At 28.6% G+C, this 16,058-nt stretch carries 17 protein-coding genes; 7 read left to right on the top strand and 10 right to left on the bottom strand.

Annotation, left to right across the window (positions count from 1 at the left end; translation table 11 throughout):
* Window positions 1-4: 4 nt before the first annotated feature.
* Entirely contained in the window at window positions 5-850 is an 846-nt protein-coding gene (locus BINT_RS12320) for a hypothetical protein (RefSeq protein WP_014488912.1), read from the top strand.
* Window positions 851-853: 3 nt separating this feature from the next.
* Here the strand turns inward: BINT_RS12320 and BINT_RS12315 are convergent, their stop codons facing one another.
* The gene (locus BINT_RS12315) at window positions 854-1,918 is read right to left on the bottom strand and encodes a mannose-1-phosphate guanylyltransferase (RefSeq protein WP_014488911.1); all 1,065 of its coding nucleotides are present in this window, start codon (window positions 1,916-1,918) and stop codon (window positions 854-856) included.
* Window positions 1,919-2,205: 287 nt separating this feature from the next.
* On the opposite strand from BINT_RS12315, the gene BINT_RS12310 reads away from it, so the two are divergent.
* On the top strand, window positions 2,206-2,814 hold the full coding sequence (locus BINT_RS12310) for a response regulator (RefSeq protein ID WP_014488910.1): 609 nt from the start codon (window positions 2,206-2,208) through the stop codon (window positions 2,812-2,814).
* Window positions 2,815-2,821: 7 nt separating this feature from the next.
* Here BINT_RS12310 and priA read toward each other — a convergent pair whose 3' ends face one another.
* The 9 genes from priA to BINT_RS12265 all read right to left on the bottom strand — a co-directional run bounded on the left by priA (window position 2,822) and on the right by BINT_RS12265 (window position 13,534).
* Complete coding sequence (gene priA / locus BINT_RS12305; RefSeq protein ID WP_014488909.1) at window positions 2,822-4,807, bottom strand: replication restart helicase PriA; 1,986 nt, start codon at window positions 4,805-4,807, stop codon at window positions 2,822-2,824.
* A 2-nt stretch (window positions 4,808-4,809) separates the two neighbouring features.
* Window positions 4,810-5,175, bottom strand: coding sequence for a TraR/DksA family transcriptional regulator (locus BINT_RS12300; protein WP_014488908.1), 366 nt, complete (start codon window positions 5,173-5,175; stop codon window positions 4,810-4,812).
* 44 nt (window positions 5,176-5,219) lie between these two features.
* The gene (rpsI, locus tag BINT_RS12295) at window positions 5,220-5,618 is read right to left on the bottom strand and encodes a 30S ribosomal protein S9 (protein ID WP_008723492.1); all 399 of its coding nucleotides are present in this window, start codon (window positions 5,616-5,618) and stop codon (window positions 5,220-5,222) included.
* A gap of 13 nt (window positions 5,619-5,631) precedes the next feature.
* On the bottom strand, window positions 5,632-6,009 hold the full coding sequence (gene rplM, locus BINT_RS12290) for a 50S ribosomal protein L13 (RefSeq protein WP_268741624.1): 378 nt from the start codon (window positions 6,007-6,009) through the stop codon (window positions 5,632-5,634).
* Between the two features lie 414 nt (window positions 6,010-6,423).
* Window positions 6,424-7,260, bottom strand: coding sequence for a pantoate--beta-alanine ligase (gene panC / locus BINT_RS12285; protein WP_014488906.1), 837 nt, complete (start codon window positions 7,258-7,260; stop codon window positions 6,424-6,426).
* A 3-nt stretch (window positions 7,261-7,263) separates the two neighbouring features.
* Window positions 7,264-7,725 carry a hypothetical protein gene (locus tag BINT_RS12280; protein ID WP_014488905.1) on the bottom strand — a complete coding sequence of 154 codons (462 nt, stop codon included), beginning with the start codon at window positions 7,723-7,725 and terminating at the stop codon, window positions 7,264-7,266.
* Window positions 7,726-7,933: 208 nt separating this feature from the next.
* Window positions 7,934-11,128: an efflux RND transporter permease subunit gene (locus BINT_RS12275; protein WP_014488904.1), complete on the bottom strand. Its 3,195-nt coding sequence runs from the start codon at window positions 11,126-11,128 to the stop codon at window positions 7,934-7,936.
* 160 nt (window positions 11,129-11,288) lie between these two features.
* Complete coding sequence (locus BINT_RS12270; RefSeq protein WP_041177466.1) at window positions 11,289-12,743, bottom strand: TolC family protein; 1,455 nt, start codon at window positions 12,741-12,743, stop codon at window positions 11,289-11,291.
* Between the two features lie 62 nt (window positions 12,744-12,805).
* Window positions 12,806-13,534: a TetR/AcrR family transcriptional regulator gene (locus BINT_RS12265; RefSeq protein WP_014488902.1), complete on the bottom strand. Its 729-nt coding sequence runs from the start codon at window positions 13,532-13,534 to the stop codon at window positions 12,806-12,808.
* Window positions 13,535-13,833: 299 nt separating this feature from the next.
* Between BINT_RS12265 and BINT_RS15330 the strand changes: the two genes are divergently transcribed.
* From BINT_RS15330 to atpF, 5 genes are all read left to right on the top strand, one after another.
* Window positions 13,834-13,965: an anti-sigma factor antagonist gene (locus BINT_RS15330; RefSeq protein ID WP_014488901.1), complete on the top strand. Its 132-nt coding sequence runs from the start codon at window positions 13,834-13,836 to the stop codon at window positions 13,963-13,965.
* Between the two features lie 8 nt (window positions 13,966-13,973).
* Window positions 13,974-14,183, top strand: coding sequence for an STAS domain-containing protein (locus tag BINT_RS15235; protein WP_234944332.1), 210 nt, complete (start codon window positions 13,974-13,976; stop codon window positions 14,181-14,183).
* 141 nt (window positions 14,184-14,324) lie between these two features.
* Complete coding sequence (gene atpB, locus BINT_RS12255; protein ID WP_014488900.1) at window positions 14,325-15,236, top strand: F0F1 ATP synthase subunit A; 912 nt, start codon at window positions 14,325-14,327, stop codon at window positions 15,234-15,236.
* A gap of 36 nt (window positions 15,237-15,272) precedes the next feature.
* Complete coding sequence (atpE, locus tag BINT_RS12250; protein ID WP_008723511.1) at window positions 15,273-15,494, top strand: ATP synthase F0 subunit C; 222 nt, start codon at window positions 15,273-15,275, stop codon at window positions 15,492-15,494.
* Between the two features lie 35 nt (window positions 15,495-15,529).
* Entirely contained in the window at window positions 15,530-16,033 is a 504-nt protein-coding gene (gene atpF / locus BINT_RS12245) for a F0F1 ATP synthase subunit B (RefSeq protein ID WP_014488899.1), read from the top strand.
* Window positions 16,034-16,058 lie beyond the last annotated feature (25 nt).

Genomic DNA, 16,058 nt, shown 5'->3' with positions numbered 1-16,058 from the left:
TTTTATGGCTATTTGTAAACAAAAAATATCTAATACAGAAAATTGTCCAAGAGAAGAGTACAAAGACGGTTTATGCATTCTTCATCATAACAGCGATGATAAACCTGAAGGACTTTTCAGAAGAATAATAAGAGATGATATTTATAGGGGATTCTATAATTTCTCTTATATGATAAGTTATGACGGATTTAATTTCGAGGGATTAAAAATCGAAAAAAATACTAATATGCTTTTCACTAATTCTTCATTCTATGGACCTTTCCAAATGAGAAATTTTAATTTATTCGGCTCTTTAGATTTTACAGACAGTAATTTTGAAAGCGGATTTTTTATTACAATGTCTAATGTTTATAAAGAAATCATTATAAAAAATTCTAAAATAAATATGGATTTTGATATGTCTTTGTCAAATTTGCAGTCCATTGATATTGATAATATAACAGTAGAATGTAATTTTTCCATTGCTAATTCTGATATAATAGATAAGCTTTCATTCAATCATATTCATTTTAAAAATAATTTCAGTATGCTGAATGCAAGTTTGCAGGGAGAATCTAGCTTTGAAAATATTATTATAGATGGTGATGCTGATTTTAGGAATATGGTATTTTATAAATCATTAAAATTTGAAAACGTAGAAATAAAAGGTAGAACTATACCTTATGAAATTATTGACAATGAAAAAATAGAATTCGTGAATGTTTTAATAAACGGCAAAGTTATAGATGACAATCAAAAAGAGAGAAAAGAAAAAGAGAAAAAAGAATCTCAATTAGAAAAAATCAAAGAGGCAAAGGAAAAAATGTACAAAGAAACTTTGCTTAATAATAAATACTCTAAAAGAAAATAGATATTAAAGTAAATTTCTTTTGTCTTTTAATTCATCTTTTTCTCTTATATCCTTTAATATATCTTTAATTTTTGAATCTTTATTATTCGGATAAATTAAAAGCACTCCGTTTGATTTTACTATAGTTAAATCATCAACTCCATCTATAGCTATAAAAGTATCTTTATCATCATTTATTATTATATTGCTTTTTGCTTCTTTAGCATATACATTTCCGATTATAACATTATTATTATCGTCTTTATCATATATTCTTCCAAGGGCAGAGAATGCTCCCAAATCGTCCCAGAAGAAGCTTGATTTTATACATTTAATGTTTTTTATTTTTTCCATTATACCGAAGTCGAAAGATATTTTATTTATAGTTTTGAATATTTCTTCTTTTTGAGTATCATCTTTGGCTTCTAATGTTTGTACAGTTTTGTTGTATGTATCAGGCATTAATTCTTTTATTGAATTAAGAATATTATCTATAGACCATATAAACATACCGCTATTCCATAGATAATTACCATCTTCTAAGAATTTGCATGCATTTTCATAATTAGGCTTTTCTACAAATCTATCAACATTATATACATCATCTTTAATATTATCTTTTATTTTTATATATCCGTATCCTGTTTCTGCTCTGTTAGGCTTAATTCCTACCACTGCAACTTCATTAGTATTTTCACTTACTTCAATGGCATTTTCAATAGACTTTATAAATAAATCTTCATTTTTTATTATAGGATCTGCAGGAAGCACTGCAATCATAGCATTTCCTATCTTTTCTTTTATAGAAATAGCACCTAAAGCAATAGCAGCTGCTGTATCTCTTCCCATTGGCTCATATATTATATTTTTGAAAGATGGCATATATTTAGCAAATGCATCTTTATATCTTTTGCCTGTTATTATGAAAATATTATCTTCACTAGTAATTTTTAATGCTCTGTCTATTGTCTGTTCTATAAGAGATTTATTTTCTATAATACTTAAAAATTGTTTTGGTTTGCATTCTCTGCTTAAAGGCCATAGTCTTTCACCTATACCTCCTGCCATTATAAGTATTGATTTTTTCATATTGAAGCCTTTTAGTAAAAGTTATTTTATAGTACCTTATTATATATATAATTAAATAAAAAACAATGATATTGTAAAAAAAGTATTTACATTTCATACATTAAAATAAAAAAATATATTTTTTGTAAAAAATGTAGTTCTTAGATAGTATTAATAAATATAAACTCATTAATATTAAATATAATTTCAATATTTTTATTTGACAAAAATTTCATTATGTATTATCTTTTATCGTGTAATGGGAGATTTTTTATTTTTCTTTAAATTTTTAAAATTTGAGAGGTTATATGAATAATACTGAAGAGCTAATATATGATGACGATGATATGCTGTCGCCTATAGATGCGGCGAAAATAGTTGGAGTTTCAAGAACTACTGTAAACTATTGGGTGAGACATTATGGATTAAAGGCTGATGTTACACCTGGTAAGAGATACAAAATTCGTTATGCTGATTTAAAAGCTTTTTTGGCTTTCAACAAGAAAGAAAAAAGAATCAAATTAAAAAGAAAACAGTCCAAATATAAGCTTGCCATAATTGAGCCTATGGAAATCACAAGAAAAAATTATCTCGAATGGCTTAAAGATGATTATGATGTTACATGTATATCTAATTTGGTTGCACCTTTAAAAGAGTTAAAAAAGATTTCACCTGATATCATTCTAATGGATATCAATTTATCAGATGATAAGGATTATTTTTATATAATAGATGAAATTAAAAAAGAAATTTCTTTAAGAACATCATTAATTATTATTATTACAAAGAGATATAATGAAGATGATGTTGTAAATGGGCTTGAAAAAGGTGCTTGCGATTATGTAAAAAAACCTGTAGGACAAAATGAACTTAAAGCAAGAATTAAAAATGCTATTAGATTTTATGTCGATGTGTAAATAATTATTAAAGCATATTTATAGGGTCTATGTCTATTTCTATATAATTGCCTTTATCTGCTGTAAAACTAGTATTTAGTTTATTAAAGAAATTTTTTAGCAGTGAATGCGACGGTGTTTTTATAAGTATATTCCATCTGTAATATTTGTTTAATTTGCTCATAGCACATGCTGTAGCTCCTAGAATTATTATTTTATCAGAATCATTATAAGTTTCCATTCTGAGCATATCTGCTATTTTATTGGCATCATCTTCTACTTTTTTTTCGTCTATTCCTCTTATTACTAATCTAATTAATCTTGAAAATGGAGGATAATTTAAAGGTGCTTTCCTATTTTCTATTTCTTTATTATAAAATGATATATAATCATGATTTTTAGCACATTCTATACTATAGTTATTAGGAGAATAAGTTTGAATATATACTATACCGTTTTTTTCTCCTCTTCCACTTCTTCCAGCAACTTGAGTAATGAGGTTGAATGTTCTTTCAGCACTTCTAAAATCAGGTATATGAAGCGACATATCCGCTAGAAGTACGCCTACTAAAGTAACATTAGGAAAATCAAGCCCTTTGGCTATCATTTGAGTGCCGACTAATATATCTATTTCCCCGTCAGAAAATCTTTTGAATATTTTTTCATAATTTTTTGTACCGCCTACTGTATCCTGATCCATTCTCTCTACTACAGCATTTGGAAAAAGTATATTTAAATGCTCCTCTACTTTTTCAGTACCACTTCCTATTCTCTCGAAATGTCCTATTTTACATTCATCGCAAAGCTCATCTAAATATTGAGTATATCCGCAGTAATGACACATAACAACATTTTTCTTTTTATGATAAGTAAGAGATACCGAACAATTAGGGCATTCCAAAACTCTCTGACAATATGAACAAGTAACTACAGGAGCATAACCTTTACGATTAAGAAATAGTATAATTTGTTCTTTTTTTTCTAATTTTCTATTTATTTCTTCTGCCAATTTTTGAGTAATCATAGGAAAAGCATCTGCTCTTTTTTCCTTTTTCAAATCTAATATTTTAACCTCAGGCATATTAACTGAAGCCGCTCTTTTCTTTAGGCTTAGAAGTTCTATTTTGCCTATTGAGGCATAATAAAAACTTTCTATAGAAGGAGTGGCACTTCCTAAAAGTAATGTGGCATTCTCATGAGATTTTCTATAAAAAGCAACCTGTCTTGCATGATATCTTGGGGTGTCTCCTGCCTTATAACTGGTTTCATGCTCTTCATCTATAACTATTATACCTAAATTAGGGGTAGGGGAGAATATAGCACTTCTAGCACCTATAACGATTTTTATCTCATCTTTTTTTATCATCTGCCAATATCTGTATTTAGAATTAGGCGATAATTTACTATGAAGTACAGCTATTTTTCCTTCAAATCTTTCAGCAAATCTTTTTATAGTTTGAGGTGTTAAAGATATTTCAGGAAGTATCACTATTGCCTGCTTTCCCATATCAACTACTTTCTTTATAGCCTGCAAATATACTTCTGTTTTTCCGCTTCCTGTTACGCCATGAAGGAGAAAAGTTTTTGGATTATTTGATTCTATACTTTCATTTATTTTTTTTAGTACAGCTTCTTGTTCTTCATTAAGTTTTAAATATGGTTTTTGTTTTGCCGGTATTGGTTTTGCTTTTTTCTCTTTTTTGGCTGGAGTACCTACGGGAAGTGCGGCAAATAATGCCTCTCCAAAAGATGAATGATAATAATTACTCATCCATTTTGCTAATTTGAATTCTTTATCTGAACAAATAGGTTCAAGATCAATTCTAGCTTTGATAGGATATACTTTATAGTTACCGTCTATAGTTTCAACTTCTTCTACAACAATACCCTTATTATTTTTACCCTTAATAGGAGCAACAACTCTACATCCTACCAAGCTATCATTAATCTCATCTGGTTTTCTGTATGTAAGTATTCTGTCTATAGGCAGATTGAAAACAACTTTAACATACATTATTACATTTTTTCGCGACGTTTTTTATCTTCATATTTAGACATACAGTTTACGCATCTTAAAGTATAAGGTAAAGCGGTTAATCTCTCTTCATTGATTTCTTCTTTACAGTCAATACATTTACCATAAGTACCGTCTTCTATTCTTTTAAGTGCATTATTAAGCATATCTAATTTATCTTTTTCTTTTTGTGAGAAATTCATTAGAGTTTGTTTCTCATAAGCCTGAAATGCTATATCAACCATATCACCATGAGAATCATCTTTAAGAGCCTCATAGGTTTCATTTCCGCTTAATAATTCATCTAAAGTTTTTCTCTTTTCTTCTAACAATAAATCTTTAAATTTTTTTAACTTCTTAGCAGTCATTATACCAACCTTTAAGCAATATAGTAACCCAATAAAAAGATATTTTAACGTTTTGAGAATTGGAAACGTTTTCTAGCACCAGATCTTCCGTATTTTTTACGTTCAACTACACGAGAATCTCTAGTAAGGAATCCATTTCTTTTTAAAGTAGTTCTGAAATCCTGACTTTCACCTACTAAAGCCTTAGCGATACCATGTCTTACTGCATCAGCTTGAGCAGAAACACCGCCGCCATGAACATTAGCAAATACATCATATTTTCCAAAATTACCTGTTACTTTTAAAGCATCTTCTACTACTTTAAGAAGTGCTGCTCTATTGCAGAAGTATTCAGCATAATTTTTTCCATTTATTAAAATTTTGCCGCTGCCTAAAGTTATACGAACTCTTGCATTAGCTGTTTTTCTTTTTCCAGTAAAAATAGTTAATTGTTTAGCTGCCATTTTTATCTCCTAATTATATATTTACTACAGTAGGTTTATTAGCTTCATGCGGATGCTCGCTTCCTGCATATACTTTTAACTTCTTAAGATGAAGTCTTCCTAATGGGTTATGAGAAAGCATACCTTTTACAGCTATTTTTACCATTCTTTCAGGATTTTTTTCTAATAATTCGCCGTAGCTTATAGCTTTTATACCGCCTGGATAACCTGTATGTCTATAGTGAATTTTTCCTTTCTTTTTATTTCCTGTTAATACTATGTCTTTAGCATTGATGATGATAACATAATCACCATTGTCTAAGTTGTATGCATAGTCTACTTTATGTTTTCCTTTAAGCATATAAGCTGCTCTGCTTGCTACTCTTCCTAATGACTTACCTTTGGCATCTATTATTAGCCAATTTTGCTTTATATCTTTTTGTGATAAAACGTAAGTACTGTTTTTTGTTTTTAATGTTTTTTATCCATAACATACACACCTTGATTTAACGTTTTAAAAAAATTTGGTAGTTTTTATCTTAAAAATGTAACGGTGCGTAATTATAACATGAATATACTGTAAAGTCAAATTTAATTTATAAAATTATTTTGACAATTTGAATGCTTGTTTTTAGTCCTATGAGTTTGATTATTTTAATGGATTTTATTATTCCTATGATTCTTATAAAATCTATAATGTTTTTTGATTTAATTATTTTAGGCATATTCTTTATACCTATTATTTTTACCATGCTTTTTAATTTTTTATACCTATTATTTGAGTTATTTTTGATATTTTTGCTATTTTACTCATTGTTATACCTGTTTATTTTAAAGGCATATTATCTAATAATCTAGTAGAGCCGCAGTAGCAGGATATGAGTATTATTGAATTTTTAGTTGCTGTTTCTACATTGGCTAGAGTTTCTTTGTCTGCTATATAAATATATTCTAGCTTAAGCATTTTATGAGATTTCAAATTATTCTTTATTATATCTACCAAATATGATGATTTAGTACCGCCTTTTTTAAACTCTTCTCTTGCCTCTTTAAGAAGTTTATATATGATAGTAGCTTCTTCTTTTTCCCTATCACTTAATAAAGTATTTAAACTGCTTAAAGCCACCATATTCTCATCTCTTACTATAGGAATAGTTTTTAATGATATATTATAATTTAAATCTTTTATTATTTTTTTTATTATAAATACTTCCTGATAATCATATTCAATAAAATATACATTTGTAGGTGATATTATATTAAATAGTTTTAATACTGTTGTGATTATGCCTTTATAATATATAGGTCTTGAAATAATATTGAATTTACTGTTTTCTATATTTATATGAATAGAATAATCATCAGGTATCATCTCTTCTACAGACGGTAAAAATAATACATCTGCCTGACATTCTTCTAAAAGTTTTTTATCATTATCTAAATCCTGAGGATATTTTTCTATATCTTCTACTTTCATAAATTGAAGCGGATTAAGAAATATACTCACAATTACAATATCGCATTCTTTTTTGGCTTTTTTTATTAAAGCCGCATGTCCTTCATGCAAAGCTCCCATGGTAGGAATTAAAGCTATAGATTTATCCTTATTGTCATTAATAAATTTATATGCACTTTTTATATTTTTTAATATAGTTAAATACATATATTAATCCATTTTTTTATTCATTTTATCCTGATTTGTTGCAGGCTCATAAAAATATAATGCCAGTATAGTTTGAAGCGGAAACATTATAATAGCTTCAATAAACATACTAAATCTTCTTATAGTATATATAATATCTTTTTTAAGTGCAAATACATTCACTATATAAAGTATTTTACTAGCAGCAAATGCCGCAAACAATAATATTATTAAAAAATAAGGCAATGTATTTGGTGCTGGTAATATAGTAATATATTTAGGTGTTTCATTATTATTACAATTAACTATAAAAAGATATATTCCAAATAAGTATATAAAAGTAAATATTACATCTAATATAATTGTAATAAGTTCAGCTTTTTTATGTGAAATTTCAGGGTAAAGTAAAGTTCCGCATGATCTGCATTGTTTAGCATATTTATCATTCACTGTTTTACAAGATTTACATTTAATAGTTTTAGCCATAGTTCTAGAATAGCTCCTTCATTATTGTCAATATTATCGTAACTATTGTTTAAAAAATAATCATATTTATAAATTGTAAAATTGTCAACTATTATAATAATTAAACATATAAAATATAAAAATTATATTCAATAAATAATAATAAAGCTAATAGAAGTTTTTTATTTTTCTATTAGCTTTATTGATTATTTTAAGTACAAGTTATTTATTAATGTCCTGCAGTAGTTATAGTAGTAGTAATTTCCTCTGTAGGATTTGTTGTAGAAGGGATTTTTATAAGTCTCAAGTCAAACATAATCATAAACATACAAGGTAAGAATATGAGTGTAAGCAAGGAAGCAAATAAAAGTCCGTAAGCTAATGCCATAACTATAGGAATAATGATATCTGCTCTACCACCTATACCATAAACAGTAGGTAAAAGTCCTACAACTGTAGTAACAGTAGTTAAGAATACCGGACGAAGTCTTTGCTTAGCTCCATCAACAATAGCCTTAGCAACGCCTTTTTTACCGCCTTCAACACCTTCATCTATGATTTTGTTAATCAAGTCAACAAGTATGATACCATTGTTTACAACAACACCAGCCAAACCGATGATACCTACAACACCCATGAATGATAAAGGCATTCTGTGAATAGCAAATCCTAATAATACCCCAATCAAACCAAATGGAATAATTACCATTATCATGATAGGCTGTATGAATCTGTTTAACTGAAGTAATAATACAATGTATACAAATACAAATGCCATAGCAAAACTGAAAGCTAACTGTTTTAATGCTTTAACAGTTTCTTTAGCTTCACCGCCGAATTCTAATTTTAATCCTCTATACTGTTTTGAGAAGTCTTTATATTTTTCTCTAACGGCATTCATTACCTGCTGAGAAGTATTTTTTCCGTATTCTATACCAGCTGTAATAGTTATTGTTCTTTGTCCGTTATAGTGCTTTAATGTTGCAAGTCCATCTGCTCTTTCTATTGTTGCAATATTTTTAAGATATATTAATCTTCCGCTTGTATTAGGTATCAAAAGATTCTCTAAATATTTAGTATCATAAGTATATTCATCATCAAATACAACTCTGAAGTCTAATTTATTTTCAAGTTCCTGTATATAAGTAGCTTCTGTACCATAATATGCAGTTCTTACTTCATTAGCTACAGTTGCTACATTAACGCCAAGTTCGGCTATTTTATCATAATCAAGCATAATTCTTAATTCTTCTTTACCTACTTTATCATCATCATCAATGTCTATAACTCCAGGTATTGTAGCCAAAAATGCTTTGATTTCTTCTTTTGCCTGTTTAGCTAATTCAGTTTTATTACCTACTATTTTTATGTCTACAGGATCACCTGGGTCAATACTTCCTTTTGTATTCATACTAAATACTGGGACATTTTGTCTTATATCTGTTTTATCTATTTCCTGATTTATCAATACAACAAGTTCATCAGCTGTTCTTTCCCTTTCAGCAGCAGGAACTAAATAAACCATAATACCTGCCAAACTTCCTTTTTCTTCAGAAACAACTTCTTGGTCAACCTGCTTACCTACAAGAGAGTATAAAGCAACAAGTTCTTCAGGTTTTACAACTCTTGAAACAGCATCTTCTATTTTAGCAATTTGCTCAGTTGTAACTTCTTTAGTTGTACCAGTAGGCATTTCTATATTAATAACTATTGTATCAGCACTTGTGTCGTATATAAGTACGAAATTTTTGAAGCTGTTTTGTGCTAAGAATACTGATGCTATAAGCAATGCCACAAATGCTCCTACTACAATATATCTTATATGTATTAATTTCTCTAATATTGCACCGAAAGGTATTTTCATTTTATCGAATAAAGCATCTTTATCAAAATCAAGAGGATTTTTAAATTTGCTTTTCTTTTTAGGTTTATAAGATTTGTATTTATCTTCTTTATCTTGTAATTGGTTAGGCAAAAGCAAAGTAGCTTGAAGCATACTAACAACAAGAGTAAATATAACGATTTTTGGGAAAAGGTTTAATATTTTACCCATCATACCGCTGATTGTAAGCATAGGGAAGAAGGCAGCAACTGTTGTAAGTGTTGAAGCTACCATTGGCATTACAACATCGGAAACGGCAAGTCTTGTAGCTTCTAGTCCCTTATATCCTGCCTGTTTAAAGTTAAATATATTTTCAGATACTACGATAGAGTTGTCTACTATCATACCAAGTACTGTAATAATAGCAGCTAATGACATAGTGTTAAATGTGATATCTGCAACTTGCATGTATATAAAACATGAGAACATTGTAACAACCATTCCCAAACTTGTAAACATAGCACTTTTGAAATCTAAGAAGATAATCAAAGTTATAAATATGATTATGAATCCTTGAATAAGGTTTGAAGTTACAATACTTAAAAGTGATTTAATAGTTCTTGAGTTATCACCCATAACAGATACTTGAATATTATCTGGTATCAAGTCTGCATTATCTTTCAAATACTGATTTACTACATCAATAGTTTTAAGAATGTCAGCATTTTCATTTTTTACAATAGAAAGAGAATATCCAGAAGCCTTGTTTACTCTCATTAATGTAGTTTTTTCTTCAAATCCTGATTCAACTCTTCCTATATCGCTTATTCTTACTCTCTGTCCATTGAATGTAGAACGTATTACAGTATTACTTGATTCCATAGGATCTTGGAATTCACCGTAGGTTACAACAGTTTGTTCCTTTCCGCCTGATTCCATATCTCCGCCTGTAGCTCTTACATTTCTTACGCTTAAAGCATTAACTACATCGCTTAAAGCTATATAATTTTTTTGCATTTTTACAGGATCAACATACACTTTAATTTCAGGATCTGTTCTTCCGCTTATTCTTACTTCGCCTACACCTTCAAGTCTTACAAGATCGTTTTCAAGCATTTGGCTTACATCAAATAATTCTCTTTCATCGCCTTCCATTCCTTCTTTAAAGTGTACAGCTAAAGTATATATTGACATTTTATTAGGGTTTAAGTCATAAGTTGTAACTTCTTCAACATCTTCTGATAAATCCGGAACATTCTGCATTTGTCTGAATATTTCATCTTTAACAGGCTGTCTGTCAGGCAGAGTTTCATCTAATGTAACTATAATAATAGCAATATTTTCAATTATTGTTGTTTCATATTCATCTATTCCTGATATTCCCTGTAATTGTTCTTCTATAGGTATAACAGCATTTTGCTCTACGTCAAGCGGAGTAGCACCTGGATATGTTACAGCTATAAGCATTTTATCTAAATCTGTAGATGGAATTGATTCTTTTCTTAAGTTAAAATAATAGTAGCCTCCTACAAATAATACGGCCATTACTATTATATTTACAAGCATCGTTTTTTTGGCAAAAAATACTATAATTCTTTCCATATATTGCTTAATCTCCTCTATATTAATTGTCTAAATTAATGTATCTAATTAAATTAAATAAAGATTTGGTTATTAAGGAGGCTAATTTTTTATTAATTAACCCCCTCAATAAATATTTTATCCCTCTAAATCCTTATTGAAAGTTGCTAATTAAAAATATTTATTCGTAATCCATTGCAAGCAAAGCTCTATAATCAAATATAGTCGTTATAAATTCGTACTGAAGATTTAAAAGCTCTGTTTGAGTGGCTACAAGTTCCAACCTTGATGTAAGAAGATCATCAACTTCTAAACGTCCTTGATCAAGTTTTTGAAGCTGTGTAGCTATTCTTGAATTAATTGCTCTTATTTGCATTTGTTTGCTTGCTATTAAATTTTTATAAGCATTAAATTTTGAAATATATGTTTGCAATTGAGTATTAAAGTCTTTTTCTAATTGATCATATTGTGCTATTATTCCATATAAGGAGTTTTCAGCCATTTGGTATTGTGCTTTATTTGCTCTGTTTCCTATAGGGTAGGAGAATTGTACTCCGGCAAAAAAGTCAACATTTGTCATACTATTGAAAGATTGAAAATATCCGTCACTGTTAGGGCTAAGTCCATTAAGACTTACACTGCCCACAAAGTCTAGATTAGGAAGAGTACCATTTTTCATAGCTTCAAGAGTATATTCTGCTCTTATTTTTGATTGATATGCTATTTGACCGTTTACACTATCAGCAAAAGGAACAGCTTCCATCTGCATATTACTTCCTAAATCTAAATAAGCATCCCAAGTAGTATGATCTGGTTTTATATTAGTCACAGGCATAAAGAAACCTACAGTTGCCAAAAGACTATCTAAATTAATCTGATTCTGTGCATAATAATCACTATATACCATAGTTTGAGTTCTGGCATTCTGATAAGAGTCATTATCTATAAGTCCATTATTGTATCTGTCTCTCATCTGATTTTCAAATCTTTTTGCGGTTATGTACATGTTTCTATAGTATGCAAGAAGTTTTTCGTACATTATCCATTGATAATAAATTTTCTGATATGAAACAATAACGCTGGCATCATCTAATTTTCTCTGAAGCTTAGCTATAGTAAGAGCATATTCAGCATCTTTTATAGGATACCTATCTAAAGTACCAAAAAAGTTTCTTAAAAGTGGCTGAGTTACTTCTAATGTTAATGAAGGCTGATAATTTTTAAAGTCTACAGACTGACCTCCAGGCATATTTAATTTTCCGCCCAAAAAAGAAGTATGAGTTAAATTAACAGACCACTTAGTTCCTGTATAAGGTATTAAAGAACCTAATCCTATTCCTGCCTGTATTCCTGTGGCATTGATACTTGGGCTTGATGTAGTACTTGAATATCCGCTTGATAAACTTCCATATTTACCCACAGCTCCAACCTGTGCAGATAAATTTACATCTCCGGAACTTTCAGCACTAAGTAAATTCATTTCAGCATTAGTTTCTGTTACAGCATTAATCTTTAGTTCTGGTATCTGATCTCTTATAGTTTCCATATAAGCTGCATAAGTCAAAACATTTGTTTGCCCATATAAAATATTTATAAACAAAATAGAACATAAAATTATTTTAACAGTTATTTTCATTTACTCTCCTTATCACATCAAATCATACAATATTAATTCTTAATTCATTTTGATAAAAAACATTAATTTTTGAAGCTATATTTGTGTATGTTTTTACTTCCGAGCAAAAGCAGCAGTGTTTTATATAATGTGTCAATTAAATTATCTAAATTTACATCTAATGTTCTTCCTGCTTCTTCCTGCTCTATTTTTTCTTCATCTCCTTTGTAATAGTATAGCTTTCTGTCTAGGTTATAATATTTATTTAATATTAATTCGTTTCCTATACCTGAAGCTGCAACTATCATCTGCATATAAATGTCTTGAGGATCTATTACTGGATTGAAATATTTTTCATCAATTTTCTTATCTATGAATATTAACAGTTCTGAAAACCAATAATTCAATACAAGGTCTTTATTTATATTATCTTTTAATTTCTGCATTCTCTCTTTACTGTTAAAAAACATAGCCTGCAACTCAAACATTATTTTTCCAAATTCCTTAGCTGTTATAAAGAAAAATTTTCTAAAAGCATTAAATAATTCAAATATAGCTTTTTCAGGTTCATCATAAAAATTTTCTATAATATCTCTTGGATTCACTTCCGTTTTATTGCTGTTAATCAATGCTATTACAATTTCATCTATATTTGAATAATATTTGTAAACACCTCCTTGGCTTAAACCTGATTCTTTAACGATATCTTTCATCTTTACACTGTATGCAGGCTTCTTAAAAAATACCTTTATAGCTGCATCTAGTATTATCTTCCTTTTGTTCTCAAAATATTCTTGATTTACTTTAGGCATTGTATTATTTTGGTGTTCACCTCGTACTTGAAAAATTAATATGAAAATAAAAACGATACTAGTGTCATTTTTATTTGTGAAATACATATTATTACGATTAGATTTTATTGTCAATATATTATGTATAGAAAAATTTACAGTTTTTATATGCAATTTGTAAAACTATATAAAAATATTATGATATATGCTACATTTCTTACATAAAATATTTGTAATTAACTATTGTAAATATTTGTATTTAGTTTAATATTAACATATGGAATAACTTCAATAAAATTTTGAAATGGAGTTTGATTATTATGGAAGTAAATATTAAAGAGTTAGAGAACAACACTGTAATATTGAAATTGGATGGAGATATTGATGTTTATACTTCATCTGATTTAAAAGATTCTATTTTTTCTCAAATAGAGTTTGGGGCAAAAAAATAATAATAGATATGGAAGATGTTTATTATATAGACAGCAGTGGAATAGGGGTATTCATTTCAGCACTTGGTGCATTTAAGAAGGTAAATGGTAAAATATGTTTTGTAAAAGTAACAGATCCGGTTAAAAAGGTATTTGAACTTACTAAAATTAATAGTTTTTTCCTGTGTTTACAACAGAAACTGAAGCTTTGGCTAATTTTTAATTTACTTAAGTGTTGATATAAATTAAATTTAGTTAAAATAAAAAAATAAAAATAATAGTAGTTGATTTTTTATTTAATAGTTATAAAATTATTACAATTTATAATAAATATTTTTATTATTTTAATGAAATTCTATACAAGGTAGTAATTGTTTATTATGATTAGAGGATTATTTTTGCTTAGGAATGTTGTTATATTAACTTTGATATTAAGCTGTGTATTTTCTTTTAATGTTCTTTACGGTGCTGAAAATATTAATGATTATATAATGGAAGAGATAACTGATAATACTGCCCATCCATTCTATACAATTCCCATAAAATTTGGAAAATACATTGATTTTGATTTTAAGATAACAAAACATATAATATTGGTAACTTTAGCAGGTATTTTATCCGTTTGCAGTATGAAATACTTAGCTCATAAACTTAAACGTCCTTTAAACAGACCTACATATTTACAAAGTATATTGGAAGGTTTGATAGACTATATGAATAAGGATGTTATCGGTGCCACTTTAGGCGAAGAAGGTAAGAAATATGTACCTTTTTGTCTTACTGTATTTTTATTCGTATTATTTTCAAATATATTAGGACTTATACCGGCATCTATAAAATTTCCTACAGAAGATGGAAATCATTCTTATCTAGCAGGAGGACTTGGTGCAAATATAGGGTTTACTGCTGCTATAGCTGTAGTCGTATTTATAGTTTATATTTTTGCTGGAATAAGAAAGAAGGGCATAATAAAATATTGGACTGGTTTAGTACCTAAGGGACTTCCTTTGCCTTTAATACCTATAATATGGGTATTGGAATTTATTACATTATTCAATAGGGCTTTTGCTCTTGCGATTCGTTTGTTTGCAAACATAACAGGCGGGCATATAATGATGATAGTTATACCGTATTTGATAGTTATGTCTGGTACATTATTAGTTTCACCGTTTGCGGTATTATTCTTAGGATTCATATATGTTCTTGAAATGTTTGTAGCTGTTTTACAAGCTTATATATTCTCATTATTATCAGCAGTTTATATTGGAATTGCTATTAGTGATGAGCATTAATTATAAATAAAATTATCATAAAAAGGAGAATAAAAAATGGAACTTTCTATATTAGGTGCAGCAATTGGAGCAGGACTTGCCGCTATAGGGGTTGGTTTAGGAATAGGTTTTATAGGTTCTAGAGCAGTAGAGGGAATAGCTAGACAGCCTGAAGTATCAGGTAAAATACAGACAGCAATGCTTATAGCAGCAGCATTAATAGAAGGTGTTGGACTTTTTGCTTTAGTTATTTGTATTCTTGCACTATTTACAAAATAATACAGATAATAAATAATTGATTTGGAGGTATATGTATGGCACTTTTAAAAATAGACCCAGGTATTATCATTTGGACTTGGATCACATTTTTACTAGTCCTTGCTATATTAGGTGCTTCTACTTGGAAAATAATTTTGAAGGGTTTGAATGCTCGTGCTGATAAGATACAAGAAGATTTGGAAGAAGCTGAAAAAACTAGAGAAAATGCTAAAAAATCTTTGGCAGCATATAGAGAGCAAATTGATAATGCTAAAGCTGAAGCTAGTGCTATCATAGAAAATGCTAGAGTTGAGGCTAATAGGATTAGAGATAAAATTATTAATAATGCTAGAGAGGAAGCAGAACTTAATAAAAACAAAATTATGTCTGAAATAGACAGATCTAAAGAAGAGGCTATGAATAGTGTAAAAAAACAGGCACTTGATATTGCTGTTGTTATGGCAGAAACTATTCTTAAAAGAAATATTAATAAAGAAGATAATCAGGCTCTGATTAATGAATTTATTAATAATGCTAACAAAGAAAATAATCAGAAATGATTTTAAGAGTTTTTAGGAAGTAAAT

It is taken from the genome of Brachyspira intermedia PWS/A (genome assembly GCF_000223215.1).
GTDB classification, from domain to species: domain Bacteria; phylum Spirochaetota; class Brachyspiria; order Brachyspirales; family Brachyspiraceae; genus Brachyspira; species Brachyspira intermedia.
This window is presented reverse-complemented; position numbering and strand designations above follow the sequence as displayed.

Bases quoted from the DNA above. Each gene is read 5' to 3' on its own strand.
- BINT_RS12320 (WP_014488912.1), top strand. From the start codon at position 5: ATGGCTATTTGTAAACAAAAAATATCTAATACAGAAAATTGTCCAAGA.
- BINT_RS12315 (WP_014488911.1), bottom strand. From the start codon at position 1,918: ATGAAAAAATCAATACTTATAATGGCAGGAGGTATAGGTGAAAGACTA.
- BINT_RS12310 (WP_014488910.1), top strand. From the start codon at position 2,206: ATGAATAATACTGAAGAGCTAATATATGATGACGATGATATGCTGTCG.
- priA (WP_014488909.1), bottom strand. From the start codon at position 4,807: ATGTATGTTAAAGTTGTTTTCAATCTGCCTATAGACAGAATACTTACA.
- BINT_RS12300 (WP_014488908.1), bottom strand. From the start codon at position 5,175: ATGACTGCTAAGAAGTTAAAAAAATTTAAAGATTTATTGTTAGAAGAA.
- rpsI (WP_008723492.1), bottom strand. From the start codon at position 5,618: ATGGCAGCTAAACAATTAACTATTTTTACTGGAAAAAGAAAAACAGCT.
- panC (WP_014488906.1), bottom strand. From the start codon at position 7,260: ATGTATTTAACTATATTAAAAAATATAAAAAGTGCATATAAATTTATT.
- BINT_RS12280 (WP_014488905.1), bottom strand. From the start codon at position 7,725: ATGGCTAAAACTATTAAATGTAAATCTTGTAAAACAGTGAATGATAAA.
- BINT_RS12275 (WP_014488904.1), bottom strand. From the start codon at position 11,128: ATGGAAAGAATTATAGTATTTTTTGCCAAAAAAACGATGCTTGTAAAT.
- BINT_RS12270 (WP_041177466.1), bottom strand. From the start codon at position 12,743: ATGAAAATAACTGTTAAAATAATTTTATGTTCTATTTTGTTTATAAAT.
- BINT_RS12265 (WP_014488902.1), bottom strand. From the start codon at position 13,534: ATGCCTAAAGTAAATCAAGAATATTTTGAGAACAAAAGGAAGATAATA.
- BINT_RS15330 (WP_014488901.1), top strand. From the start codon at position 13,834: ATGGAAGTAAATATTAAAGAGTTAGAGAACAACACTGTAATATTGAAA.
- BINT_RS15235 (WP_234944332.1), top strand. From the start codon at position 13,974: ATGGAAGATGTTTATTATATAGACAGCAGTGGAATAGGGGTATTCATT.
- atpB (WP_014488900.1), top strand. From the start codon at position 14,325: ATGATTAGAGGATTATTTTTGCTTAGGAATGTTGTTATATTAACTTTG.
- atpE (WP_008723511.1), top strand. From the start codon at position 15,273: ATGGAACTTTCTATATTAGGTGCAGCAATTGGAGCAGGACTTGCCGCT.
- atpF (WP_014488899.1), top strand. From the start codon at position 15,530: ATGGCACTTTTAAAAATAGACCCAGGTATTATCATTTGGACTTGGATC.